Origin of the sequence: Vreelandella salicampi (genome assembly GCF_013415105.1) — a bacterium.
In the GTDB taxonomy this organism is placed as follows: domain Bacteria; phylum Pseudomonadota; class Gammaproteobacteria; order Pseudomonadales; family Halomonadaceae; genus Vreelandella; species Vreelandella salicampi.
The window spans coordinates 107856-134365 of the sequence record NZ_JACCDF010000011.1 but is presented as its reverse complement, the minus strand read 5'-3'; the positions used below and the strand labels follow the sequence as shown (position 1 = coordinate 134365).

The 26510-nt window shown below is 56.2% G+C and carries 24 protein-coding genes; 16 read left to right on the top strand and 8 right to left on the bottom strand.

The annotated features are described in order from the left end of the window. Positions 1-22: 22 nt before the first annotated feature. The 12 genes from doeB to HZS81_RS12890 all read left to right on the top strand — a co-directional run bounded on the left by doeB (position 23) and on the right by HZS81_RS12890 (position 13863). Positions 23-1054: a N(2)-acetyl-L-2,4-diaminobutanoate deacetylase DoeB gene (gene doeB, locus HZS81_RS12945; RefSeq protein WP_179930983.1), complete on the top strand. Its 1032-nt coding sequence runs from the start codon at positions 23-25 to the stop codon at positions 1052-1054. Positions 1055-1071: 17 nt separating this feature from the next. Then, positions 1072-1548, top strand: coding sequence for an Lrp/AsnC family transcriptional regulator (locus tag HZS81_RS12940; protein ID WP_179930982.1), 477 nt, complete (start codon positions 1072-1074; stop codon positions 1546-1548). Positions 1549-1770: 222 nt separating this feature from the next. Beyond that, positions 1771-2640, top strand: coding sequence for a carbon-nitrogen hydrolase family protein (locus tag HZS81_RS12935; protein ID WP_179930981.1), 870 nt, complete (start codon positions 1771-1773; stop codon positions 2638-2640). A 154-nt stretch (positions 2641-2794) separates the two neighbouring features. After that, a complete protein-coding gene (locus HZS81_RS12930) occupies positions 2795-4267 on the top strand; it encodes a biotin carboxylase (RefSeq protein WP_179930980.1) in 1473 nt (490 codons plus the stop codon). Between the two features lie 56 nt (positions 4268-4323). Continuing rightward, the gene (locus tag HZS81_RS12925) at positions 4324-5310 is read left to right on the top strand and encodes a C45 family autoproteolytic acyltransferase/hydrolase (protein WP_241697496.1); all 987 of its coding nucleotides are present in this window, start codon (positions 4324-4326) and stop codon (positions 5308-5310) included. A 58-nt stretch (positions 5311-5368) separates the two neighbouring features. Further along, positions 5369-8146 (top strand): aminotransferase class I/II-fold pyridoxal phosphate-dependent enzyme, encoded by a 2778-nt coding sequence (locus HZS81_RS12920; RefSeq protein WP_179930978.1) that lies wholly within the window; start codon positions 5369-5371, stop codon positions 8144-8146. Positions 8147-8326: 180 nt separating this feature from the next. Beyond that, complete coding sequence (locus HZS81_RS12915) at positions 8327-9823, top strand: NAD-dependent succinate-semialdehyde dehydrogenase (protein WP_179930977.1); 1497 nt, start codon at positions 8327-8329, stop codon at positions 9821-9823. Between the two features lie 167 nt (positions 9824-9990). Further along, positions 9991-11424 (top strand): aminotransferase, encoded by a 1434-nt coding sequence (locus tag HZS81_RS12910; protein ID WP_179930976.1) that lies wholly within the window; start codon positions 9991-9993, stop codon positions 11422-11424. A gap of 133 nt (positions 11425-11557) precedes the next feature. Further along, complete coding sequence (locus tag HZS81_RS12905; RefSeq protein ID WP_179930975.1) at positions 11558-12235, top strand: haloacid dehalogenase type II; 678 nt, start codon at positions 11558-11560, stop codon at positions 12233-12235. A gap of 85 nt (positions 12236-12320) precedes the next feature. Next, entirely contained in the window at positions 12321-12668 is a 348-nt protein-coding gene (locus HZS81_RS12900; protein WP_179930974.1) for a putative quinol monooxygenase, read from the top strand. 46 nt (positions 12669-12714) lie between these two features. Then, on the top strand, positions 12715-13182 hold the full coding sequence (locus HZS81_RS12895) for an S-ribosylhomocysteine lyase (protein ID WP_179930973.1): 468 nt from the start codon (positions 12715-12717) through the stop codon (positions 13180-13182). Between the two features lie 144 nt (positions 13183-13326). After that, entirely contained in the window at positions 13327-13863 is a 537-nt protein-coding gene (locus HZS81_RS12890; protein WP_179930972.1) for a DUF924 family protein, read from the top strand. A gap of 86 nt (positions 13864-13949) precedes the next feature. On the opposite strand, the gene HZS81_RS18075 is transcribed toward HZS81_RS12890, so the two are convergent. From HZS81_RS18075 to HZS81_RS12870, 5 genes are all read right to left on the bottom strand, one after another. Further along, entirely contained in the window at positions 13950-14660 is a 711-nt protein-coding gene (locus HZS81_RS18075) for an AAA family ATPase (protein ID WP_338401861.1), read from the bottom strand. A 20-nt stretch (positions 14661-14680) separates the two neighbouring features. Beyond that, positions 14681-15136: an AAA family ATPase gene (locus HZS81_RS18070; protein WP_241697495.1), complete on the bottom strand. Its 456-nt coding sequence runs from the start codon at positions 15134-15136 to the stop codon at positions 14681-14683. Between the two features lie 233 nt (positions 15137-15369). Further along, entirely contained in the window at positions 15370-15990 is a 621-nt protein-coding gene (msrQ, locus tag HZS81_RS12880; RefSeq protein WP_179930971.1) for a protein-methionine-sulfoxide reductase heme-binding subunit MsrQ, read from the bottom strand. Next, on the bottom strand, positions 15990-17006 hold the full coding sequence (msrP, locus tag HZS81_RS12875) for a protein-methionine-sulfoxide reductase catalytic subunit MsrP (RefSeq protein ID WP_179930970.1): 1017 nt from the start codon (positions 17004-17006) through the stop codon (positions 15990-15992). The genes msrQ and msrP overlap by 1 nt, the downstream gene beginning before the upstream one ends. A 65-nt stretch (positions 17007-17071) precedes the next feature. After that, positions 17072-17317, bottom strand: a complete 246-nt coding sequence (locus HZS81_RS12870; protein WP_338401860.1) for a sensor histidine kinase — start codon at positions 17315-17317, stop codon at positions 17072-17074. Positions 17318-17421: 104 nt separating this feature from the next. Here HZS81_RS12870 and HZS81_RS12865 point away from each other — a divergent pair, with 104 nt between their 5' ends. The 4 genes from HZS81_RS12865 to HZS81_RS12850 all read left to right on the top strand — a co-directional run bounded on the left by HZS81_RS12865 (position 17422) and on the right by HZS81_RS12850 (position 21921). Next, complete coding sequence (locus tag HZS81_RS12865; protein ID WP_179930969.1) at positions 17422-18399, top strand: DUF2157 domain-containing protein; 978 nt, start codon at positions 17422-17424, stop codon at positions 18397-18399. Then, positions 18396-19475: a DUF4401 domain-containing protein gene (locus HZS81_RS12860; RefSeq protein ID WP_179930968.1), complete on the top strand. Its 1080-nt coding sequence runs from the start codon at positions 18396-18398 to the stop codon at positions 19473-19475. The genes HZS81_RS12865 and HZS81_RS12860 overlap by 4 nt, the downstream gene beginning before the upstream one ends. After that, positions 19465-19992, top strand: coding sequence for a GDYXXLXY domain-containing protein (locus HZS81_RS12855; RefSeq protein ID WP_179930967.1), 528 nt, complete (start codon positions 19465-19467; stop codon positions 19990-19992). The genes HZS81_RS12860 and HZS81_RS12855 overlap by 11 nt, the downstream gene beginning before the upstream one ends. Positions 19993-20187: 195 nt before the next feature. Then, a complete protein-coding gene (locus HZS81_RS12850) occupies positions 20188-21921 on the top strand; it encodes a mechanosensitive ion channel family protein (protein ID WP_179930966.1) in 1734 nt (577 codons plus the stop codon). 91 nt (positions 21922-22012) lie between these two features. Here the strand turns inward: HZS81_RS12850 and HZS81_RS12845 are convergent, their stop codons facing one another. The 3 genes from HZS81_RS12845 to HZS81_RS12835 are packed head-to-tail and all read right to left on the bottom strand — an operon-like array spanning position 22013 to position 26439. Beyond that, positions 22013-22408: a DUF3037 domain-containing protein gene (locus HZS81_RS12845; RefSeq protein ID WP_179930965.1), complete on the bottom strand. Its 396-nt coding sequence runs from the start codon at positions 22406-22408 to the stop codon at positions 22013-22015. Then, a complete protein-coding gene (locus tag HZS81_RS12840) occupies positions 22401-22964 on the bottom strand; it encodes a hypothetical protein (RefSeq protein WP_179930964.1) in 564 nt (187 codons plus the stop codon). Before HZS81_RS12840 ends, HZS81_RS12845 begins: the two co-directional genes overlap by 8 nt. Position 22965: 1 nt before the next feature. Next, on the bottom strand, positions 22966-26439 hold the full coding sequence (locus tag HZS81_RS12835) for a class I SAM-dependent DNA methyltransferase (RefSeq protein WP_179930963.1): 3474 nt from the start codon (positions 26437-26439) through the stop codon (positions 22966-22968). Between the last annotated feature and the right edge of the window lie 71 nt (positions 26440-26510).

Below are 26510 nucleotides of genomic sequence, written 5' to 3'. Positions count from 1 at the left end.
CTTGTACCAAAAGGAATATTCAATGACCGATCAACCCAACCAAGTGCGGCCTAGCCCTATTTCAGCCACCGTGGATTTTGACGCCGATGGCGTCCAGCACGGCTTTTTGAAACTGCCGATCTCCACCGATGAATCCGCCTGGGGGGCAGTGATGATCCCCGTCACCGTGGTGAAAAACGGTGACGGCCCCACAGCACTTCTCACCGGCGGTAACCACGGCGATGAGTACGAGGGCATCACGTCGCTGTTAAAGCTGTCTTCCACACTGAAAGCGGAAGACGTCACCGGGCGGGTGATTATCGTGCCGTGCATGAACACCCCGGCGGTGATGGCGGGCAAGCGGACCTCGGGGCTTGACGGTGGCAACATGAACCGTAGTTTCCCCGGTGACCCCAACGGCAATGCCACCGCGCAGATCGCCGACTACTTCACCCGCGTGCTGGTGCCGATGAGCGATGTGGTGCTCGATTTGCACTCCGGCGGTCGTACGCTGGATATTCTGCCCTTCGGCGCGTCCCACGTGCTGGACGATAAAAACCAGCAGCAGGCAGCGCTCGACGGTGCTAAAGCGTTTGGCGCACCTTATGCCATGGTGATGTTTGAGCTCGATGCGGAAAGACTCTTCGATACCGCCTGCGAACGCCAGGGCAAAGTATTTGTCGCCACCGAGCTTGGCGGAGGCGGCACCTCCACGCCGGAAAGCATGGCGATTACCGAGCGTGGTGTACGTAACTTTCTGATTCACTATGGCTTAGTGGCAGGCAAGGTCGACATGCCAGAAAGCGGGCAGGTGTATCTCGATATGCCCGATGCCAGCTGCTACGTGCAAAGCCAGCACTCGGGCGTGTTAGAACTGTTAGTCGCCCTCGGCGATGAAGTGAAAAGGGGCCAGACGATTGCCTACGTGTACGACATGACTCGCAGCGGCACTGAGCCTGTGGCCTACCGCGCCGAGCGCGATGGCGTGCTGATGGCGCGGCGTGCCCCCGCGCTGATAAATATGGGCGATACGCTCGCGGTGATTGCCGACGTGGTGGAGCGTCTTAACGCCTAGGCGTTGTCGGATTTATCATGACTAAACTCGACCGATACGATGTAAAAATTCTGGAAATTCTTTCCCGCGACGGGCGGATCACCAAATCCAAGCTCGCCGCGGCGATCAACCTTTCCGTCAGCCCCTGCTGGGAGCGGGTCAAGCGGCTGGAGCAGGCGGGCATTATTCAAGGCTACAGCGCGCGTATCGACACCAACATACTGGTGCCGCACAACCCGGTGTGGGTGCAGATTGAGCTAAAAAAGCACAACGCCGATAGCTTCAAGGCTTTCGAAGCGCTGGTGATGCAAACCCCGGAAGTTACCGAGTGTGTTGCCGTGGGCGGCGGGGTAGACTACTTGGTGAAGTTTGAGGCTCGCTCTATCGATAGCTACCAACGCCTGATGGATAGCTGGCTGGTCTCGGACGTGGGCATCGAGCGCTATTGCACGTATATCGTGACCAAGATGGTCAAGCAGTCCACGCCGACCGTGGTAGCGGAAGATTTTCTGTGACGCTTCGCGTATAAAACGAAACAAATGATTTGGCTAGGGGTTTGGTCAACGCCAATTCAGCGCTCGATTATCATAGGATGAAGGTGAGTGCTTATTTACCGACTGACTCAGCGGAATACACGCTCCCACTAGCAAATTTAAAGTAGTATTTGAACCAGCATTAAAAATAGTATTTAAAACAGAATTTAAAACAGCCAGATCGCCTGACGCAGAGAGAATCCAATGTCTTACTTCACCATTGCCGGTGTTCAAATGCATGCCCTGCACCACGGCGACAATACCGAGGCCATGCGCCACCGTATCGACGTGCTCATGAACCGTTTTCCTCAGGTTCAGATGGTGCTGTTTAGCGAATTGCTGCCCATGGGCGCATCGCCGCACCACGCGCAACCGCTACCCAGTGATACTGAAGCGATGTTTTGCCAGTTAGCCGCGCAACACCGCATCTGGTTAATTCCCGGCTCGATGTTCGAGCAGGTGGGTGAGCAGATCTACAACACCTTGATGGTGATCAACCCATTAGGGCAGGTCGTAACCCGTTATCGCAAGATGTTTCCCTTCCGCCCTTATGAAGCCGGGGTGGAAAGCGGCACTGAATTTGTGGTTTTTGATGTGCCCACCATAGGCCGCTTCGGCGTGTCTATTTGCTATGACATGTGGTTTCCCGAAACGACCCGGACCCTGGCCGCCATGGGTGCTGAAGTGATTCTTCATCCCACCATGACCGATACCATCGACCGAGACATCGAGCTTTCGATTGCCCGCACCAATGCCGCAATCAACCAGTGCTATTTCTTTGATATCAACGGTGCGGGTGCGCTGGGTAACGGCCGTTCCATCGTGGTCGGCCCGTCCGGTGACGTGATCCACCAGGCCGGTATCGGCGAAGAGGTCATGCCGATTGAAATCGATCTGAACCGAGTGCGCCGCGAACGCGAAACTGGGTTGCGTGGCTTGGGTCAGCCGCTCAAGAGCTTCCGCGACCGGGACGTGGATTTTTCGCTGTATCGTAGCGAAAACGGCTCATCACCTTTTTTAGATACCTTAGGGGCGCTTGCCAAACCGGTGCGTAACGACCAAGACATTTTCTAGGAGATTGTTTGATTTGACTGATCGTCACGAGAAGCACGGATTTCGCGCCACATTGATTGATCGATTTAGGCAAGTCGTGCGTTTTTTCACCCAGCGCCTAGCCGACACTAATATCACGCGGTCTTCAGTACCCGTCACCGAAGGAGCGAGAACAATGACTAAAATATCTTCCATTGCAGATGTTCGACGGCATTTTCTTAACAATAAGGAGCCGGTTTATTTTATTTCCGCCACCAATTTTAATCTCTTGGGTATCGGTGATTGGGTCGGCGGCTTTCGCCATATCAACTATATAAACTGCTTCGAGGGCAAGCAGCGAAACGTCTTCGTGCCCAAGGAGAAGTTTCCCCGTGACTTCGAGGGCATCGAAGACATCAACAACTATTTGCTCGAACACAAGGAAGTGATTAATTTCATTCAATCACGTGCCGATGGCGAAAATGCCGGGGTGGCCGCGTTTTTGATGTTCGACGAGCACACCGAAGAAATCTGCAAGCAATTGGGGCTGCGGGTCGCCTTTCCGCCGGCGCAGTTGCGCCAGCGAATGGACAACAAGATCGAGACGGTACGCATCGGCAACAAAGCTGGGGTGCCCAGCGTGCCCAATGTGCTGGCCAAGGTAGGCAGCTATCAGGAGCTCGTTGAGGTCAGCAAAGAGCTTGGCAATGACTTAGTGGTGCAGACCGCGTTCGGTGATTCCGGCCATACCACCTTCTTCATCGCCAGCGAAGAGGACTACTACAAGCACGCCGAAGAGATCGAGGCCGAGCCCGAAGTCAAAATCATGAAGCGCATCAACTGCCGTGGCTCGGCGATAGAAGCTTGCGCCACGCGCTGCGGCACAGTGGTTGGCCCCTTGATGACCGAACTTGTAGGGTTCAAGACATTAACGCCTTACAAAGGCGGTTGGTGCGGCAACGAGATGTTTGCCGGAGCCTTCAGCCAGGAAGTACGCGACCTGGCGCGTGAGTACACCTTCAAATTCGGCGAAGCCCTGCGCGAAGAAGGCTACCGCGGTTACTTCGAGCTCGATTTCCTGATCGACATGGACACCAACGATGTGTACCTGGGCGAGCTCAATCCCCGCGTGACCGGGGCGAGCTCGCTGACCAACGTCGCGGCTTTTGCCCACTCCGATATTCCGCTGTTCTTGTTCCACTTGCTGGAGTTCTCGGATGTCGACTTCGACCTGGATATCGACGACATCAACGAGCGCTGGTCGCACCCTGAAAGCGTTGACAGCTGGAGTCAGTTGGTCATCAAGCATACCGATGAAAGTGTCGACCTTTTGACCCATGCTCCCGATACCGGAGTATGGCGTATGAGTGACGATGGCGAAATCGCCTACGATCATTACAGCTATCACCCGCACGCGGCGGAAAACGAGCATGAAGCTTTCTTTCTGCGTATCAGCGGCGCTGGCGATTTCCGCTATGAAGGAGCCGATCTCGGCATTCTGATCACCCGGGGCCGGTTGATGGATGATGATTTCCAATTGAACGAACGGGCGAAAGCCTGGATCGAGGGCATCCGTCAGCAGTACAGCGGTCAGGCGTTGCAAGACCCCGTGGTGGAGGGAGTTGCCGTTAGCCATGCCATCGGCGGTGGCAACTTCAAAATTTTGTGACCATGGACAGCTACTTAGCCAGTGGCAGGACGCCAAGTGTTGAGCTGGATAAAACATTGACGTTTCGCACTGTGCATGAAGAGGTGGCGGGGGCCAAATGGCAGTCGCTGTTTCATTACCATTGGCCTGCCTACGAACCTTGGTATTTGGCCGAAGGCGAACGCGAGCGTCCTTCTTACTTGGAATGCTACAACGCCTTGCGCCGCCATATGCCGGAGTTGTTGGGCACCTACCACACTTTGTGCGAGCTGGCCGGTGGGGGCGATCTTTCGTCGCGGCTATTGAGCCTGTACCGGCCGCCACCGTATATCACCGGCTGCTCCCAAGCGGTACTGGCAAGCCCGGCGGCCACCGTGCTGGCGCGCAACTACGATTATCCGCCGGAGCTTTGCGAGGGCACCATTCTCTACACCCGGTGGAATCAACGCCGGGTGATCGCCATGTCGGATTGCTTGTGGGGCGTGTTGGACGGGATGAACGATTCGGGGCTTGCGGTTTCTCTGGCATTCGGTGGGCGCAAGGTAGTGGGGGATGGCTTCGGCGCGCCGATTATCCTGCGCTACATTCTCGAATTCTGCGATACGGTGCCGGAAGCTGCGGCGGTGCTGGCACGTGTGCCCACCCATATGGCCTACAACATTACCGTGGCGGATGCCTGCGGGCGCTATGTCACGGCCATGATCGCGCCGGACCGTCGCGCCAGTATCCGGCGGGTGGCCGTGGCCACCAACCATCAAAAGAAGATCGAATGGTACGCCCATGCACTGGCCTCGGAAACCTTGATACGCGAGCGTCAACTGTCGATTCTGGTCGATGATGATGCCACCACTGATGAGCGGTTAGTGTCGGCTTTTTCTGCACCGCCCTTGTTTCGTCATGACTACCGGCGTGGCCTGGGCACGGTGTATACCGCGGTTTATCGCCCCAACGAGGGCCGGACCGAGTTTCGTTGGCCCGGCAAAGTGCTGGATTTGAGCTTCGAGGCCTTTGCCGAAGAACAAATCACCGTGCGTTACGGCTCACGCGGCCTGCATAGCGGATAAACACGGCGGCCAAACCACGTGTTTTTCAGATTAATATCGACAAAGGATGGGTGTCGTCATGCAAGAGAGCAGTCCTACTGAAACGCCCTACACTGCGCTGGGCTTTTATCACAAGATTTCCCAGCTTCGCTCCGACACATGGAATGCGCTCAAGCGTGACCTGGGTATTCTGACGCGCCTTGAAGAGGAAGGCCGTGCTAAGAATTTGATCAAGTCTATCGATATTAAATTGACCCGCCTGGAGATCATCGAGGACTATCACGCGTTTCCGTCCAAAGAGGATTTTCGCTACCTTTGGTTGCTGTTCCATCGCGGTGAATATGAGGTGTTAGATAAAGTGGTGAAACGCTTGGTAAGAGCGTTGATCAGCGAGTCCTATCGGCGTCGCCATGTGGATCTCTCCGAGACCGATGCTGGCGCCGAAGACATGGAAACCCTTGATGCCCTGAATCAGCTACGTCGTGGGCATCCGGCATCCAACAGCTCGGCTCAGCCCTATTTTGAGCTGTTGATCGTGGACAACCTTTCCAACCAGGAAGAGGAAGTGGTGCGCGAGGCGTTTCACAACATGCGCCGCCCGGAAGACCGCTTTGTCTACGACGTGGTAACGGTCAAAAGCTTCGAAGACGCGTTAATTGCCATACTGGTTAACCCCAATATCCAGGCGTGCCTGATCCGCTACGAATTTCCCTACAAGTCGAAGTACAACCTCAGTGCCCTGCGTAACTACCTGGAAGGTCTGTCGGAAAAAGAGCTGGAGCACCAGACCGAAGCCGAGCGCAGCATCCTGCTCAGCTCGATGATTCACGAGCTGCGCCCGGAGATTGATCAGTTTCTGGTCACCAGCGGCGATGTCGAGGCCACGGCGAGCCAGGACATTCAGTATTTCAACCGTATTTTTTACCGCGAAACGGATTACATCGAGCAGCATCATACGATCCTGCGCGCCATCGATAACCGCTACCGCACGCCGTTTTTCGATGCCTTGCGTGAATACAGCAAAAAGCCTACCGGCGTGTTTCACGCCATGCCCATCTCCCGGGGGAAGTCGGTCACCCGCTCCCACTGGGCGGGGCACATGATCGACTTCTACGGCATCAACATCTTTCTGGCCGAAACCTCGGCGACGTCCGGGGGGCTCGATTCGCTGCTGCAACCCTACGGGCCGATCAAGAAGGCGCAAGAATATGCCGCCCGGGCATTTGGCTCGCGGCGCAGTTTCTTCGTTACCAACGGCACCTCCACCGCTAACAAGATTGTGGTGCAGGCCTTGGTCAAACCGCGAGACATCGTGCTGATCGACCGTGACTGCCACAAATCGCATCACTACGGCATGGTGCTGGCGGGCGCCCACGTCAGCTATCTAGATTCCTATCCCCTCGACGATTACTCCATGTACGGCGCGGTGCCGCTGCGCGAAATCAAAAAAACGCTGCTTGCTTACAAACGATCTGGGCAGCTGCACAAAGTGAAGATGCTGTTGCTGACCAACTGCACCTTCGACGGCATCGTCTACAACGTGCGCCGGGTGATGGAAGAGTGCCTGGCGATCAAGCCGGACCTCATCTTTCTGTGGGACGAGGCCTGGTTCGCCTTCGCCGGTTTCAACCCGACGTATCGACCGCGTACCGCCATGAACTCGGCGCGCACTTTGCGCTATCGCTACCGCAGCGAGAGCTACCGTGAGGAATACAACACCTGGAAGGCCGAGTTCGACAAGCTCGACCCAGAAGACGACGCCACCTGGCTCGATCAGCGCCTAATGCCCGACCCAGACCTGGTGCGGATTCGCACCTATGCTACCCATTCGACCCATAAGACGCTGACTTCTTTGCGTCAAGGCTCGATGATTCATGTTTGGGATCAGGATTTCCGCCAGAAGGTGGAGTCTTCCTTCCATGAAGCCTATATGACCCACACCTCGACCTCGCCCAACTACCAGATTGTGGCGTCGCTGGATGTGGGGCGTATGCAGGCGGAAATGGAAGGCTTTGAGCTGGTCCACGCCCAGGTCGAAACGGCGCTTTCGCTGCGCGAGCAACTCTACACGCATCCGTTGCTGCAGAAGTATTTCCGCGTACTAAAGAACAGCGACATGGTGCCCGAAGCTTATCGCGAGTCGGGTGTTGAAACCTTCTACGACCCGGTGTCCGGCTGGAACAAGATGGAAGAAGCCTGGGCGCGGGATGAGTTCGTGGTCGACCCGACCCGTGTGACCATTGCCATTGGTAACACCGGGGTCGACGGCGATACGTTCAAAAACGAATATCTGATGAACAAGTACGGCATTCAGATCAATAAGACCTCACGCAACACCGTGCTTTTCATGACCAATATCGGCACTACCCGCGGATCGATTGCCTACCTGCTGGATGTGTTGATCAAGTTGGCCAAGGAATTCGAATACCGCTTGGAAGACAGCAGCCGCCCCGAGCGCAAGATCATCGAACAGCAGGTGCACTCGTTAAATCATGAGCTGCCGCCGCTGCCGGATTTCAGCTATTTCCACAGTGCGTTCCGGCCTAATCCCGATACCCCGCAGGGCGATATCCGCTGCGCTTATTTTCTTAGCTACGACGAAGAAAATACCGAGTACCTGCGCTTCGATAACGGCAAGTTACAGGCGCAGATGCGGGACGGGCGCGATGTGGTGTCGGCAAGCTTCGTGATTCCCTACCCGCCGGGGTTCCCGGTGCTGGTGCCGGGACAGGTGATCAACGAGGAAATTCTCGATTTCCTCCAAGCGCTGGACGTCACCGAGATTCATGGATACCGGCCAGAGCTGGGGCTGGTGGTGTTTACCCAGAAGGCGCTGATCAACCCGGCTGAAGGCTAAAAAACGCCCCTGCCAAAAAAAACCACGTTAAAGTCGGTTTTCGCAAAAAAAGTGCCGTTCATTGGGTGGCCTTTCAAAAGCACTTCGTGTGCTTTCTCCCTTACCCTGAACACATCAAAACGCAAACGGCCATGTTGGCCGTTTTGCTTTTTGCTCGCATTGATAACGGGGGAGGTTCCCATGACGACACTATCCACAACACTCGCCAAGCGCCTGGAAGACCCACGCCTTTTCCGTCAGTACGCCTACGTGAACGGCAAATGGACCCATGGCGAGAGTGGCCGCGAAGAAGCGGTGACTGACCCCGCCACCGGTGAGGCGCTGGGCCATATCCCCCTGCTGGAAGCCGAGCAAATTACCGCGGCGGTGGATGCCGCCGAAGCAGCCTTCGTGCATTGGCGGGCACTGCGTGCCGATGAGCGCTGCGAGCGTTTGCTTGCCTGGTACGACTTGATTCAAGCCAACCGCGAAGACTTGGCGACCCTCATGACGCTGGAACAGGGCAAACCGCTGCCGGACTCCCGCGGCGAGGTGCAGTACGGTGCCAGCTTCGTGCGTTGGTTTGCTGAAGAAGGCAAACGCACTTACGGCGAGACGATTCCGAGCCCCATCCCCAATGCCTCGCTCGGCACTATTAAAGAGCCGGTGGGCATTGCCGCGCTGATCACACCGTGGAACTTTCCACTGGCGATGATTACCCGCAAAGCTGCCGCCGCTTTGGCTGCGGGCTGCCCGGTTATCGTCAAGCCGGCGAACGAAACGCCGTTCTCGGCGCTGGCGCTGGCGGAGCTTGCCGAGCGCGCAGGTATTCCAGAAGGCATTTTCAACGTCGTGCTGGGCGATCCACCCGAGGTCTCTAAGATTCTTTGTGCCGAGCCGCGTATCAGAGCACTATCGTTCACCGGCTCCACCCGTGTTGGGCGGATATTGATGGAGCAAAGTGCGCCTACCGTTAAGCGGCTCGCACTGGAGCTTGGCGGTGATGCGCCCTTTATCGTCGGGCCGGATATGGACCCGAAAGAGGCAGCACTTGCGGCGGTGGCGGCCAAGTTCCAGACGGCCGGGCAAGACTGCTTGGCGGCGGACCGTATTTTGGTGCACGAATCCCTCCACGATGAATTCGTAGAGCACTTTGCTGAGCGCATGGCCGCGCTTACCGTGGGTAACGGCTTGGAAAGCGAAATTGACCTCGGCCCGCTGATTCACGGCCAAGCGGTAGAAAAAGCCGCGGGCATTGTAGACGACGCCATTTCCAAAGGCGCGACATTGGTGGCGGGCGACCAAAGCCAAGCGCCGGGCGCTAACTATTTCATGCCGGTGCTGCTCACTGGGATCACGCGCGATATGCGTTTGTGGCAAGAAGAGAGCTTCGCGCCCATCGCCGGTATCACGCCCTACGCCGACGATGACGAGGTCATTGATCTCGCCAACGATACCGAATATGGCCTTGCCGCTTACATTTACACCCACGATATTCGCCGTATCTGGAAGCTTTTGCGCGCGCTGGAATTTGGCATGGTGTCGGTCAACTCGGTGAAGATGACAGGCCCGCCAGTGCCCTTTGGCGGTGTGAAGCAGTCCGGCCTTGGCCGTGAAGGCGGCACCTGCGGTATTGATGAGTATCTGGAAACCAAATACTACTGCTTAGGCGCGCTGGGCTCGGTGTCGGGCAGTTAAACGAAATTCGCGTTTGGGTTTGTAGAGACACAAGGAGCCCGATTTATCGGGCGAACCCAAGCCTTATCGCCCAATAAGTTGGGCTCCTACAGCGGATAACTGGCACAAGGTTTTGTAAGAGCTCGACTTGTCGGGCGATATGTCCTTTATTGATAAGAGAGAACACCATGAGCTTGCATCAGGATTTAGTCGACCGCGACCGTAACGTTACCTTCCACGCTTCTACCCATCTGCGCGACTTCGCTCACGGCGATGCACCAGGGCGTGTGATTACCGGCGGCAAGGGTATCAATATCGTAGACAAAGACGGCCGTGAATTTATCGACGGTTTTGCCGGGCTTTACTGTGTGAACATCGGTTACGGTCGCACGGAAGTCGCCGAGGCAATCTATAAGCAAGCCTTGGAACTCTCCTACTACCACACCTATGTAGGCCACTCCAACGAGCCGCAAATTGAGCTTTCCGAGCGCATTCTGAAAATCGCCGGCATGAACATGTCCAAGGTTTACTACGGCATGTCCGGCTCGGATGCCAACGAAACGCAGCTCAAAATCGTGCGCTACTACAACAACGTGCTTGGTCGCCCGCAGAAGAAAAAGGTCATCTCGCGCATGCGCGGCTATCACGGCTCGGGCATTGCTTCCGGTTCGTTGACTGGCCTCAAAGCGTTCCATGACCACTTCGATCTACCGATTGACACCATCCGCCATACCGAAGCGCCGTACTATTACCACCGCGCCGCTGAGCAGCACGGCATGACCGAGCACGAATTCTCCTCGTTTTGCGCTGAGAAGCTCGAAGCGATGATTCTCGAAGAAGGCCCGGATACCGTCGCGGCCTTTATTGGCGAGCCAGTGCTCGGCACCGGTGGCATTGTGCCGCCGCCAGAAGGCTATTGGGGCGAGATCCAAGCCGTGCTTGATAAATACGACGTGCTCTTGATCGCCGACGAAGTGGTGTGCGGTTTTGGCCGAACCGGCTCAGATTTTGGCAGCCACCATTACAGCATTCAGCCTGACCTGGTCACCATCGCTAAGGGACTGACCAGCGCCTATCAGCCGCTCTCTGGCGTCATCGTCAGCGATAAAGTGTGGAAAGTGCTGGAGCAAGGCACGGGCGAATACGGTCCCATCGGCCACGGCTGGACATACTCCGGCCATGCGCTAGGTTGTGCCGCCGCGCTGGTTAATCTGGATATCATTGAGCGCGAAAACCTGGTGGGCAACGCCGAGGAAACCGGCGCCTACTTCCAGCAGCAGCTCAAGGCGACCTTTGACGGCCACCCGCTGTTGGGGGATGTGCGCGGCGTGGGCTTGATGGCGGCGCTGGAATTCTCCCCCGATGCCAAGCAGCGTCTTCACTTTGACCCGGTGCTGAAAGTTGGCCCGCGGGTTTCCGCCGCCGCCCTGGAAGAAAACCTGATTGCGCGCGCCATGCCGCAAGGGGATATTCTCGGCTTCGCCCCACCGCTGACCATCAATCGCGATGAGGTGGATGACATGATCGGCCGCGCCAAGCGGGCGATTGACCGGGTTACCGATGAGCTTTCGCGTTCGGGCGATCTCAAGCAAGGGCAAAAAGAGGCTGCGCTGACGATTTAGTCGCAAGTGGAAAATCCACTCGCCAAAACGCCGTTGCTCCGTGAGGGGGCAGCGGCGTTTTTTTAAAGGCTGGCTGGTAAGGTGTTGGCTATGCTGTACGCATAGTGTGGTTTACGCTGTTTAAGGAGCATGTATGCAACCCGTGATTGCTTTTGATGTTTACGGCACCTTGATTGATACCCAGGGCGTCACCGTTGAGCTTGAGCGCCGCTTAACAAAGCCGGAAAAAGCGGCCGAGTTTGCCCGTCGCTGGCGCGATAAACAGCTGGAATACAGCTTCCGCCACGGGCTAATGGGCCACTATCTCCCGTTTTCTGAATGTACTCGCGAAGCGCTGGTGTTCACCGACCGTGCGCTACAAGCTGGCCTTACCGATAACGACCAGGACCACCTGATGGCCGTGTATGCCGAGCTGCCCGCCTTTCCCGATGTGGTGCCTGCTCTGGTTACCCTGCGCGAGGCGGGCATACGTTGCGTGGCGTTCTCCAACGGCACGGCCGACGCGGTCAAAACCTTGCTGGTGCGCGCAGGCGTTGATAAACACATGGACGACGTCATCAGCGTTGACGACATTAAGCGCTTTAAACCCGACCCTGCGGTTTACGCTTACCTGCGTACTCGATTGGAAGCTCGCCCGGAACAGACATGGCTGATTTCCAGCAATCCGTTCGATGTGATTGGCGCCACGCACGCGGGTCTTCGTAGCGCCTGGGTCCGCCGCAGCTCAGATGCCCCCTTCGACCCTTGGGGCATCGAGCCGGATATGACCGTCGCCGATTTAGAAACCCTGGCCGAGCGCCTGTTGCGCTAATCAGTAGGCGGTTGTCCATTGATACGGGAGCCGCGCATAATAGGGCACGTTTCACCCACCACGGGACCGCAATACAGGACGCCACATGTCACAAAAGATTTACTGCACAGCCAGCTTCAAACCTAAGCCCGGCAAAGAAGAAGCCGTTTTTAAAACGCTACAGTCACTAGAGCCCAACGCCCATCGAGAAGATGCCTGCCTGCTTTATACCGTCACGCGGCAGATCGAGAACCCCTTCGCGGATGGCACCGGGTTCCCCATCGTTTTTCACGAGATTTGGGCTAACCGGGAAGCGTTCGAGGCGCACTGCCAGCGCGAGGAGGTTCAAGCTTTCTTCGCTCAGAACGTCGAGTCTCCCGACGGCGATATCGAAGATGCCAACGTTTGCGTCTATACCGATGAGCCGTGGAACTTTGACGCCCCAAAGGTGTAGACCAAGGGTATAGAGCAGGATAAAACGAATCGCAGAAGGAGCGACTATGACCGAGCAAAAAATGAATGTTGAAAGCTTTAACCTGGACCACACCAAGGTGAAAGCGCCTTACATCCGCCTGGCGGATATCAAAGAAGGCGAGAAGGGTGATCGCATTCATAAATACGACTTGCGCATCTGCCAGCCCAACAAAGCGCACATGGAGATGCCCGCGCTGCACTCGCTTGAGCATCTGATGGCCGAGCTTTCGCGCAATCACTCCGATAAAGTCGTCGACATCAGCCCGATGGGCTGCCAAACCGGCTTCTATATCGCCATGATCAATCACGACGACTACGACGACGTGGTCAACATGGTCGAACAGACGCTGAAAGACGTGCTCAACGCCACCGATGTCCCTGCCTGCAACGAAATGCAGTGCGGTTGGGCCGCCAGCCACAGCCTCGAAGGCGCCCAGGAGCTCGCGCGCGGCTTGCTGGATAAGCGCAACGAGTGGACCGAAGTGTTTGCTTAATGGCCCTGTTAGCGATGTCACGCAACCCCAGAACGCCTCCCCAGTGGAGGCGTTCTCGCGTCAGGCGTTGTAGCAACGCACGAGCTGTGGCTTCATAAACAGTCGGTTTGAGCAAATCAGTTTGAGTAAAAGACGGAATTCTTAATGTATCAGAGCATACTGAATTTCTGGTTCGATGAAATCGAGCCCAAACAGTGGTGGCGTGTTGAGCCGGCTTTTGATGAAAATCTAAAGGCGCGGTTTCAGCCCTTGTTGCAGCAGGCCGCTGCGGGCGAGCTTTATACCTGGCGGAAAAGCCCACAAGGTCGCCTTGCGGAAGTGATCGTGCTTGATCAGTTTTCCCGCAATATATATCGCGACACGCCGCAAGCCTTTACCCAAGACCCGCAGGCGCTAGTGCTCGCGCAGGAGGCGGTGGCCGCTGGCGCGTTAAGTGAACTAGCGCAAGATGAGCGCACTTTCTTGCTCATGCCTTATATGCACAGCGAATCGCGACTTATCCACGAACAAGCAGAAGCGCTGTTCAAGGCATTCACGCCAGCGGAAAACATCAAGTTTGAGTTACGGCATAAGGAAATCATCGACCGCTTCGGCCGCTACCCGCACCGCAACGACATACTAGGCCGCACCTCCACGCCAGAAGAGATCGCATTTCTCAAACAGCCGGGGTCGCGTTTTTGAACACCCGCGCCAATGCCCGCGTACGGTGATCAGAAGGATAGAACTCATGCTGTCACCGGAAGGTCGGCGTTAATCGCCTAGGCCTTTTAATCCGCCCACTGCCATGGCGGTTCGTCCAGCCACCCTTGTCCCAATATAACCGTTTCGCCAAACACTTTATCCAGCGCGATAGAGTTACAGGCAGTGTCTTTTTCCAAAGTGGCCACCAGGCGTGGCGCGTGGGAAACCACCCACACCTGGGTTTCTTGCGATGCACGGATAATCAGGCGGCCCAGGGCGGGCAGCAAATCCGGGTGTAGACTGGTTTCCGGCTCATTTAATACCAGCAGGGAAGGTGGTCGGGGTGTGAGCAACGCTGCTACCAGCAATAGATAGCGAAGCGTGCCGTCCGATAATTCCGACTGGTTTAAGGGGCGCAGCAGCCCCTCCTGTAGAAACAGTAACAGGAAGCGGTTGCCAGCGTCGGCCTTAAAATCAATCGTTGCACCGGGAAAGGCGTCTTCAATCGCTTCGTACAACGCCTCTCGGTCGCCAATCTCGTAGATGGTTCGCAAGGCGGCCACTAGGCTGTGACCATCGTGATCCAGCACCGGGGTGCGGGTGCCGATTTGTGGTGTACGAATCATGGATTGCGGATCGGTTCGGAACTGATCGTAGAAGCGCCATTGTCGGATGGTCTGCCGAACCGCATGAACCTCCGGCACAGCGACCGGGTCACTGATTTCGTTCAGAATGCTTTCGTAGCTATTAAGGTGGGCATCGTAAACCTGCCATTTGCGTCCAGCACGTACTTTCACCACGGATCCAACACGATCTATCAAACAACTGCTGGGGCGGGGCGGCAAACATCGCCCGCCCAGATGCATTCCCGCTTTATCTCGGGGTCGAACTGGAACATGGAGGGTTCCTGGTAGCCTGCAAACCCCTGCGGTGCGGGCATCCCTAATGAAATGGCGTAACCGAAGTCTTCACCGACAAACCCCATCCTAAGGCGCGTATTGTTCTTCTTGGCGGCGCCCTCAACCGGAGCAGAGCCGTCTTTCATGGTTTTGGTGAGTTTTTCTGGGCCTGCCCAGAAGGTGTAATCAAGGCCGCCTTCCTGTGCAATCGATGAGATAAGATTGCCTTTGGCGGTTTCGGCCAGTAACCGCAGCGACTTGTAGAGGTTGGATTTGCCGCACCCGTTGGGTCCGGTCACTACGTTGAGGCCCGACAGGGGAGAGACAACGTTTTTCAGGCTGCGGTAGTTGGAGACGGCAAAGGTGTTGATCATAAGCTCTGGATCGTTGAGGGTGGGAGGATCATATCTGTCAGCTTTATTTTTGCTCGGGTTCTACCAAGAGAGCGGATTCAAACCTGTCATTCTCCAGCTTCTCCAAGGCAATCTGATAACAGTCTTCGATATGACGGTTGCCCATGACCTTCAGGTCTTCCTGTGACTCGATCCTGAGGCGGTCCTTTTTTGACGAAGGGGAGTCTCCGTAACATCGCTGTTTGGGATACACACTACGTGTGACTAAACCGATAGCGCAGCTTAGGCAGCGTGCGGGCGACCGGCGGCAGTCGGGTTGCCATGATAAGCGCCGCAATGGCGGCGTACATTGCCCATTCGCCCATATCTGCCCGCACTACCCAGAAGAAGTGCAGCAGCACCAGGCCCAAAATGGCGTAGGAGAATTTGTGCAGCGGCTTCCAGCGTTTGCCTAGCTTGCGCATCGACCACTTGTTGGAGGTCGCGCCCAGTACCGCCAGGCCGATCAACGCGATCATGCCGACGATGATATAAGGCCGTTTGACGATCTCGCTACCCAGCAGTGCCCAGTTAAGCCCCAGGATGAACAGCGCGTAGCTGAGCATGTGCAGGGTGGCGTAGGCAAGCGTCCATAGGCCCAACTGGCGTCGGATCAGCGCAAAGCCTTTCCAGCGGGTGAGCTTGGTCAGAGGGGTAAGGCTGAGCGTGAGCAGCAGCATCCATAGCCCGCCAATGCCGATATTGAGCAGCAGGTAGCGCCCCGGCTCGGGGCCAGCGGCGTTATTCGCTACCTGCCAGCTCCAGAACAGCAGCGGCGTTAGCGCGGCTAGAAAAACACCCACGCGCCAGAGCAGCCAGATTTTCGGCGCTGCCATTAGTAGTGCTTCCTTAAATCCATGCCTGCATACAGCTCGGCGACTTCATCTTCGTAGCCGTTGAACATGCGGGTTTCGATGGTGTTGGGGCTGAATAGGCTGTTAGGTAATCGCCGCTCGGTGGCTTGGCTCCAGCGGGGGTGGTCGACTTTGGGATTCACATTGGCGTAAAAGCCATACTCGTCGGAGGCGATCTTCTGCCAGGAATTCACCGGCTGCTCTTCCGTCAGCGATATCCGCACAATCGATTTGATACTTTTAAAGCCGTACTTCCAGGGAACCACCAGCCGCAGCGGGGCGCCGTTTTGATTGGGGAGCTCGCGGCCGTACATGCCCATCGCCATTATCGTCAACGGGTGCATGGCTTCGTCTAAACGCAGACCTTCCACGTAGGGCCAGTCAATGATCGAGAACGAGGAGCGCTGACCGCGCATCTGTTCCGGATCCACCAGGGTTTCAAAGCGCACGTACTTGGCTTTGCTGGTGGGGTCGGCGCGCTTGATAATGTCGGCCAGCGGAATCCCCAGCCAGGGAATTACCATCGACCACGCCTCTACGCAGCGCAGGCGGTAAATGCGCTCTTCAAACTGCGAAGGCTTGGCGATGTCCTCCAGGGCAAAGCGCCCGCCGTTGTTGACCTCGCCGTCGATCACCACGCTCCAGGGCTGGGTTTCCAGGCTGCCCGCATAGCGAGCGGGGTCGCCCTTGTCGGTGCCGAACTCGAAAAAGTTGTTGTAGCCACTGGCATCGTCAAAGGGGGCGATTTTGTCTTTTTCAGGATTGCTGGGGGTGATCGCCCGCCACTGGGTATCGCTGATTTTTTCCTTTAACCACGGGGGCGCATCGCCATCAGGCACATCCGAGTAGTCGGCATTGGCATGCACGTTGCCGGAAAGGGCAAGACCAGCGCCCAGGCCTGCCATACCGCCCATAAAGCGCCGCCGGGAAAGATAGATAGATTCTGGTGTGACATCGGATTCGTGTAAGTCACTGGGTTTGGCAATCTTAATTAGCATGTGGTGCCTCCACTCGCGATGGATAAGGTGTGTGTTATTACTGTGACCATTTCGTACAAGATTTATCACAGCCAGTTCGCAAAGTTATTACGTTTTTTAAACGTCGGCTTAGTGAGGGGGTATACCGGTAAGCGTATGCAGAAAGATGCGCCGCCTGAGGCGAGGTTTTCTACACGAATATCACCGCCTTGAAGCGTCGTGATTCCGCGTGCTATCGCCAGCCCGAGCCCCGCACGGCCGGTGGCGCCCGAGGATTCGCCACGATAGAAGGGGGCAAAGATATGCGAAAGGGTGTATCGCGCAAAGTTCACAAATATGTCACGGGCGACCCAAAAATACGATGGTAACAACACCAACTTGATTGTTTTAATTCAACAAGCTGGTTTCACAAAAAAAGCTTCAACAAGGAGCCTCCATGGCATCCCCTCGCCGTGAACTGATATCACTGATTGAGCAGGGCGCGATACCGCCCGAGCAGGTGGCGAAAGCCGCTAAAGCGGCCGGGCTGTGCCCTTCGCCCCGTGCGTGGGGGGTGTTTATTGATCGGCTTTTACTTTGGCTGGGTGGCTTGGCTTTGGCCTTCGCGGTGCTGTTTTTTGTGGCCTATAACTGGGCCGATCTGGGGCGCTGGCCGCGCTTTGGGTTGGTGCAGGCGGCATTGGTTGTGGCGGTGGGTATCGCCCTTTGGGCTAAAGCCAGCAATGTGGTGGCCAATGTCGCGCTAACGGCCGCGACGCTGCTGGTAGGCGTACTGTTGGCGCTGTTTGGGCAGGTCTACCAAACCGGCGCCGATCCGTGGCAGCTGTTTTTCATCTGGGCCCTGTTAATACTGCCCTGGGTGTTGATCGTTCGTTTTGATCTGCTCTGGCTATTGTGGCTGGGGCTACTTAACGCGGCGCTGTGGCTTTATTTTCGTACCTGGGGCGGGGCGCTTGATGTTTGGGTTGTCAGCAGCGATGCCATCTTCTGGTGGTTATTTGTACTCAATACCACTGCGCTTGCCCTGTGCGAATGGGGGCATCAGCGATGGAACTGGCGCGTCAGTCGTTGGGCCTTGCGCACCTTGGCGTTGGGCAGCGGTGTGCCGGTCACGCTGTTAATGATGACCTTGATCGTCGATGCCACGACGTTTTATATGCCTGCGCTGGTGATTTACCCGCTGTGGTTGGTGTCGCTGTATAGCGTTTATCGTCACTGGCGGCCGGATCTGTTGTTGGTGGCGGGTGGCTGTGTGTCGCTGATCTGTGTGGTGACGCTGGGGCTGGCCCGGCGGTTGTTATGGCAGGGCGAATGGCAGCCGGGTAGCTTGCTGATGCTGGCGTTGGCGGTATTGGTAATGGGTGCCGGCGCCGTGGTGTGGTTGAAGCGGCTGCATACGGAGGCGCCCTCATGACCCATAAGACGTCTTCTTTGCGTGCCAGGTTGCACCAGGCGGGTATCGCAATAAATGAAAACGACACCCAAGCGTCGCCGCCAATCCCCTGGTTTGTGCGCGTGCTGCAGGCGTTTTCCGGCTGGTTGGCAGCGATGTTCCTGCTCGGCTTTATCGCCATGGTCGCGGCGTCCGTGGTGGAGAGCACGCTGGGGGCATTGAGCTTGGGTGCCATGATGCTGCTGGCGGCGTTTGGGCTGTTTCGCGTGACGCGCAGTGACGTGGGCGAACACCTGGCGCTTGCCGTTAGCCTGGCGGGGCAGCTGCTGGTGGCCTGGGGCCTGGTCAATGTCTGGGAAACGTCCGCTTATCTATGGTGGGTGTTGCTGGGTATGCAGGGCGTGCTGGCGCTGGTGATGCCTAGCCAGGCGCATCGTGGCTTTTCTGCCTTTGCCGCCAGCGTCGCGCTGTATATGGCGTTGGCAGCAAGCGCTATGACGTCGGTCGCCAGTGGCCTTGTGTTGCTGGCACTTGTCGTGCTTTGGGTGAATGAGTTTCGATGGCCAAGCCGTATTAACAACCTGCAGGCGTGGGGGCTTGGCCTGTTGATTGGCCTACTGGTTATTCAAGTATTAGCGCATACCGGCCAATCGCTGTCGCTTTTTGATGAACAGACAGGTGGCTCCTGGGTGAGATTAACGCCTTGGTTAAACGCTGCGCTAGTAGCGTTGGCGCTGCTGTTGCTTTTTCGTAGTGTTTTTCAGAACCCTTGTTCATTCAGGGTGCGCTGGGCGTCCTATGCGTGTGCAGCTGCATTAGTCATCGTGTCATTCCACACGCCGAGTGTAGGGCAGGGGATAGTGGTGATGTTATTAGGTTTTGCCATTGGCCACCGTTTGCTGTTGGGAGCTGGCGTGCTGTCGCTACTGCTGGGTATCGGCAGTTATTACTACTGGCTGGAGTCCACACTGCTGATAAAGTCACTCACGCTGCTGGTGTTGGGCGTGCTGCTACTGTTGCTGCGTTGGGCGTTACGCAAGTGGTTGAGTTCACCGCTGGCCAAGCCAAGTGACGAGGGCTCAAACCATGATGCGTAGTGCCAAGTGGCGCCGGGTGGTTATCGTTGCGACCACGCTGTTGATCCTGGCGGTGGTGAACGCAGCGATCTGGGAGAAGGAGCAGCACCTGGCCGAAGGCGAGGTGGTCTATCTGGCGCTGGCGCCAGTCGATCCGCGCTCGTTAATGCAGGGCGACTACATGGCGCTCAATTTTGCGCTGAGCAACGAGATTCGGCGTGCGCTGCAAAGCCGCCGTGATGACGACGCGCCCAGATCCCGCGACGGCTACGCCATTGTGTGTGTGGACGAACAGCGTATTGCTCACTTCCAAGGGCTGGCGGAGGGCCAAAGCACGCTGGATGACGACGAACGGCGTCTTCACTACCGCCTGCGCAATGGCCAGGTGCGGCTAGCCACCGATGCATTCTTTTTCCAGGAAGGCCACGCCGAGCGCTATGAGGCTGCAAGCTACGGCCGCTTCCGACTCAATGAACAGGGGGAGCCCTTGCTGGAGTCGCTGCACGATAACGATCTTGACGCGCTGGGAGATACCTAACCGGCCCTGCCGTTGTCTCAGCTTTTGTACGCGCGCGAGTCACCATCACGGCGCCGCGCCTTGCTACATCGGGCAAGGTAGGCTGTACTTTGTGTTCTCACTGACAAGGACGGCTCGGTGATTACCCCCTGGGTTGCCTAACGGCCGGGCCTGTTGGTGGCATACAAATGGCTCACTTTAATTAACAAGGCCTCTATGAAAGCAAACACCGTGTGGTTAGTACTATTCGTGGCATTCACTTTTTCTAGCCTCTGTACGGCGCAAACTCAAGAAGAGGAAGGCGGGGGCGAGAACCGTCAATGGTTTAGCGTTGATTCAATCAATGCCGGGCTCGGCGAAGCCCCCGAGGAAGTGAGCCGGGTAACGCCTAGGGAAGCGATCCGCAGCTTTATTAACCTGACTGGGCAGGAAGAGTACGAGGCGGCCGCTCATGTGCTCAACCTGGCTGAATTCTCTGAACAGGAGCAGCGTGAACAAGGCGCTGAATTTGCTCGCCAGATGGCGGAGGTCCTCAAACGCGGCAAGTGGTTGAATGTGTCGGATCTCCCAGGGCGTGCAGACGCCATGATCGTAGACGCCTCGGGCCAAACCCCCCGTGCGGGCGAAGTACGCCGCAGCGTTGAATTGGCGTCGCTCAGCACTCGCGGCGAAACCTACGCTATTCGGCTGGGTCGATACCGCGTGGGTGAAGAGGAGCCGGTGTGGCTGATCATGCCCGTCAGCGTGACGTACATTCCGTTGCTCTATGAACGATTCGGCCCGTCGATGCTGGAAGAATATATCCCCGAGCGATTCCAGGGTTCATTTGGCCTGCTGAAAATTTGGGAGTGGATCGCCATTCCGGTGTTTCTGCTTCTCAATGTGTTTGTCGGTTGGCTGGTTTATCGGTTCATCGGGTTGCTGGCGAAATGGCTGCCTTCCGGGGGGATAAGCATTTTTGCCGACCAGATTGGCGTACCCATGGCGCTGGTGGTGGTGTCGCTGGTCACGCAAACGTTGCTAGATTATGTGGTGTCATTTTCGGCGGTGGCGACGATGACCTTTCGTGTCGTACTGATTAGCATTTTGGCCTGGGGCATCGGCACCATCGCCTTGCGCCTTGTGGATACCCTGATGTTGGGGATGACGCGGCGCTTGGTCGGCTCCATCGATGACACCGATTCCAAGGATGATCGCAAGCTTCTCACCACGCTTTATGCCCTGCGTCGAATCATTATTCTGATCACGGTGTCGGGCGTGACGGTCTATATTCTGGGGCAAATTCAGCTGTTTGAGTCCCTGGGTATGTCGCTTTTGGCGTCGGCCAGCGTGTTGGCGGTGCTGGTGGGTGTTGCCGGTCAGGCAGTGTTGGGCAATATTGTCTCGTCGTTTCAGTTATCGCTTGCCAAGCCCATTCGGATTGGCGATCTAGTGATATTCGAAGGCGAGTGGTGCTATGTGGAAGGTATCTTCTATACCTTTATTCGTTTGCGGGTGTGGGATGATCGGCGATTGATTGTGCCCGTAACGTACTTTGTCACTCGGCCTTTCGATAACATGTCGGTCAAGGGCACCAAAATGTACCGGTCTTTGACGCTTACCCTTCACCTAAGCGCCGACATCGAGGTATTGAGAGAGAAGTTTTTAGAGGTCGCGAAAGAGGAAGACGACATTATTGAGCACCATAAGCTGCTGTGCTATGTAACGGAGCAATCCGGAACGGCACAAACCGTAACCTGTTATTTAATGACCACTGACCCCATGTCCGGATGGACAGCGGAAATGCACGTGCGAGAAAAACTCTTGGCGTTCATCCGCGACTATCATCCCGACTGGTGGCCAAGAGAGGTGGTGGTTATCAGCCATCAGGATATTGCCCGGGGCGTAAAAACCAAGGACAAGCGCTCAGGTGAAGCCCCAAGCGACGAAGCCCCCGGTGAGAAATCTTGATGCGGGTATCAGCAGGCGGCATGGGGCAAACGCTATAGCGGATGCTATGCGTAGCGACGATTCAGTGAGTGATTTTTCTAGCGAGTTGTTCTTAATCATGATGCACATAGCGATTGAAAAGCTCATCGAGCGCTTCTTGAGCGCTATTCGCCGCCAGTGTGCCTGCCTGGCTACACGTGAAAAGCCCTTCGGTTGGCTCAATGAGGTGAGTAAATAACTTCTTTTGCGCGTCAAGGTTTCCGCTTAAATCGCTAGCGAGTGCTTCGATACGCGATAGCTCGCGTTTCATTGGCTTGAGGTATTGAGCGAACAAGCCTTCTGGCAGTGCCGGGAAAACGTCATCAACGCGTGGATAGTTTGCATCAACGACCCGCGCAGCAAAGCTACCGTCATTGCCATACATGACGATGCCGGTATTGATAAATTCGCCTCTGTCTCTGTAAGGCAAAAAGCGGATGATGGCGTAGTTATAGTAGTGGTTAGTCATCTTGCAGGTGCTTTTTAGCAAGCACTTCGTCATTGAACCTGCCAATTTCTTCAGCCCACGGCTTGCTGACGTTAAGTAGCTGTTCGCAGGCTTTTTTCAACGCCTCTGGCGTAAAAAAGGTGCCTTGACCCTCTATATGAGTGAAGAATTCTTTAACGTTTCCGTGACAAAGATTATTTCTTAACCTGACGATTTCAACGTGTTCTCGACGCTTTTGTCCGAGTGCCATTTTACGTTCAAATTCTTCTTCACCCTCCATGGCAAGAATTTCAATCTTTAAGCCGACACACCTTGCCTTGTGGAGTAAGGGGTTGCTTAATGTTTGACCAGGGTTGAGGTTCAGATCATTTATTCCGCGGAAGTGATAAGCATGAAGCGCCCTAACGCTTGCTTCGATACCTATGAGTAAGCAGGTTGCCGAGGCAATATAGAGGCCATGGCGATAAGCTTCTTTGCCTTCTACAAAAAAATAATGCATTTCAGCGCCTCCAATGCGGCGCTGGTAATTGTGTAGCACGAAGAAGTACTTTAGCTGGTCCTCAACTGATTTTTTCATATCACCTCACCAACCGCCATTGCTCGCCTTCTTGCTGGGCTTGGCCGAGGGCGGCGAGGGCGGAGAGTACCTCGTTGACGCCTTTTAGCGGTTTGCGTTTGAATTGGCTGGCCAAGCTTTCCGTGCTGTGTGGGCTGGCGGCGAGCATATCGCGCAGCAACGTGACCTGGGTAGCGAGGTCTTTGGGCCAGGCGGCTTTGGTTTTGTCTGCTGTTGGCACCTCGGCTGCAGCGGTAGGGTTCTGCAGTTCGGTTTGAGTGGGCGCGGCTTCTTCTGGCGCTTGATAATCCGGGCGTAGCCAGCGCACCTTGCCTTGGGCTTCTTCGGCGGCGCGCTGTTTGTTCAGCGCGACTAAACGCATCAGTAACTCTTCCTCGGTCTCCGCTTGGGCGGCGGGTTTATCCGGCAGCGGGGTAGTGGCGCCGGGTAGACCCACTAGCTTATCGGCTAGGTCATCCCAGCCGTAGGCGTTAAAGACGGCGCGGTCGAGGTTGTCGTGGTCGTCCAGCAGGGTGCTGACTAGGCCCTGCTGGTTGATGGTCTGTTCCTTTTTGGTCAGCGTCTCCCCGGCGCGCAGCTTTTCCATTACGTTGTACATGCCTGTGAGCGTGAGCGTGGAGTGTTCTGCCTGCTGACGCTTGCGATGGGCGTCGATCTGCTCGGCCAGTTGGCCGATCTGTGCCGCCTGCTCGTCAGTAAGCTCAGGAAAGGGGAAAGTCTCGAAGCAGCGGGTTTTTACATAAACTGAATCGTTGCCAACGCCTAAACGGCTACCAGCCGCTAATGACCAGAGTATATGCAAGCGGCTTGATAACAGCCCAAACTCTTCACCCTTTTGCAGAGCAATATTGATTAGCTTGTTGTCTGGTAAAATATCCGCATCCAAAAACGTAAACAGGCGATGTTTCGCCGTTTCGACGGTGGCGATATAGCGCGGGAGGCCGTCGGCATAACGCCGCCAATCTCTTCTGGCTTCGCCAAAAATCCACCAGTTATCGCGATAACCAGCACGTTTATTTTGGTCGCGTTCTGGTTTGACTCGTTCAAACACCCACTGGTAGACCGAAGGGTAATGTGCTTTTGCTTCTTCTGCTGTTAACCCAAAAAGATCAATGACCTTTACGCCACGTGGCGTTTGGGTCAAGTCGCGGCCGTTGCGGTAATTGCGAATCACCTGTTCAAGTGCTGGGTCATTTTCAAAGCCAAGTTGATTTGCTTCTTCTGGCGTCACGATAAAACCGGATCCAATTAGCTGTACGCCTCGTGAAGCAATTGTTGAATTCGCCAGTAATGGCTGCACCCCCGCCACATCGGCCCCAATCGTTAAATCGGCAAACACCTTACCTTCGCGGCGGCTTAGTGCCACGCTGCGGGCTTCGCGGCTTTCGTCGCTGTCTTCTTTTATTACCTGTTGCAAAAGCCCTGGTGCTTCGCCTGCGCGGCCCACGGTCATGGCGATGCGCACAGCGGCACCGTCGTTGCCGTCTACCCAGGGGTGGTCGGGAATCGCAAAGGTCAGTGAAAGCGGCTTTTTGGCATCGTTCAGGTGCGGCTCCAGCACGCGGCGGTTGAAGGTTTGGCGCAGGCTGTTGGTGGTAATAAAGCCAAACTGCTGGGCGTGGCCGTTGCGTACCGCGTCGGCGGCGATATGCCACCAGTACATCACAAAATCGGCAGATTCCGGTACCGTGCCTTTAAATACCTGGCGCACGGCGTCTACATAACCATCGCCGAGGGCGCGGCGCATGGTAGAGGCCCCAATAAACGGCGGGTTGCCGACAATGTAATCCGCTTCCGGCCACTCGGCGCGCTTGGGGTTGTGGTAGCGGTAAACGGTGGTGCGGGCGGTTTCATCGGGGATCAGCTCGCCGGTGGCGGGGCTTTTCTTCATGCTGATGCCATCCCAGATGGTGACGGCCTGGCCGCTTTCATCCAGCAGCGGTTCGCGGCGTTCAAACTCAATTAGCGCATCGCGGTTTTCGATGTTGTGGAAGTCTTTAAGTATCGGCTCGGGCAGGTCGAGTTTGCCGTTAATGCGGTAGTGCCACTGCAGGTAACCAATCCACAACACGATTTCGGCAATAGCAGCGGCGCGGGGGTTAATTTCCATGCCGAGAAACTGCTGGGGCGATACGGTAAAGCCCTCGGCTTCCAGTGAATCTTGCCCGCCGCTAAGCTCGGCAATCAGGTTTAGTACCTCGCCTTCCAGGCGCTTCATGTGCTCCAGCGCGACATACAAAAAATTGGCGCTGCCGCAGGCGGGGTCGAGCACCCGCACCTGGCAAAGTTTGTGGTGAAAGGTACGCAGGCTTTCCAGCGCTTTGTCGGTTTTGCCTTTCTGGTTGTGGGCTTCCGCGACGACCTGTGCGGTGGCCCATTCGCGGCGTAGCGGTTCAATCAGCGTGGGCATCACCAGCCGCTCTACGTAGGCTCGGGGCGTGTAATGGGCGCCCAGCTTGTGGCGCTCGCGAGGGTCCAGGGCGCGTTCTAGCAAGGTACCGAAAATTGCCGGTTCAACAAAGCGCCAGTCGGCTTTGGCGGCATCAATCAGCAGCTGAATTTGCTCTGCGTTAAGCGGGATAGGGTCGATATCCTTGAACAGGCCGCCGTTAAAACGCATTAACTTAGCGGTGAGTACGCCGCTAAAGCCGCCGCTGTTCATGCTTTCCCACAACGAGCCGATGGCGTCGGCGAAGTGTTCGGGCGTCTCTTTCATGCGCGTGAGAAAGTCGGTAAAGCTGTTTTTGGGCAGCAATTCAACATCTTCACTGAACATGGTGAACAAGCAGCGTTTTAAAAAGTGCGCTACACGGTCGACTTCATAGCCGTCAGCTTCCAACGTTTTAGCAAGGGCGGCGAGCTTAGAGCTAACAGCACGGGTAACGCGGGCGGCGTATTGGCTAGGGTCTAGAGTGTCTGGCGCTTCCCACAGCGCTTTCAGGCGCTGTTGAATCTCGGGGTGGCGCAGGTCTTCGAGTTTGATGCGGTAGTTGCGCGGGTCGGGAAAGGGTACATAGGTGCCACCGGAGCGGGAAAATTCCGAATACAGCGCCAGCGTACGGCCCACATCCGTCACCACGATAAACGGTGGGCGACCTTCGTTGGCGGGCAGGGCGCGCACGTATTGGTCGGCCTGGTTATAGGCCGCCTGCATGGCTTTGTCCCAGCCTTTGGTTTCCAGCCCTTTGCCGGTTTGTTTGGCTTCCAGCACAAAAGCACCGCGTTTATAGAGGTCGATAAAACCGCGGTTCTCGCTGCCGTCTGGGTTGGCAATGTCCACCCGCCGCTCAAAGGTATAGGCGTTTTCGCTGTTGTCTTTGCTGGCAGGGTCTGGGGTGGGCAGCTCAAGCAGTGCGCACAGTTCAGAAAGAAATAGCTGATAGTTGGCTTTTTCGGTGCCGGTGGAGTCTTTCCAACGGGAAATAAAGGCATCAACGGCTTCAGGCGAGGCAACGGCGGCGAGGGCATCAAACATCAGCAAGCATCCTTTCTAGCGGGTTTAAAGCTCGCTGAGATGTTAGCACGGTTGTATGAAAGAGAGGACGG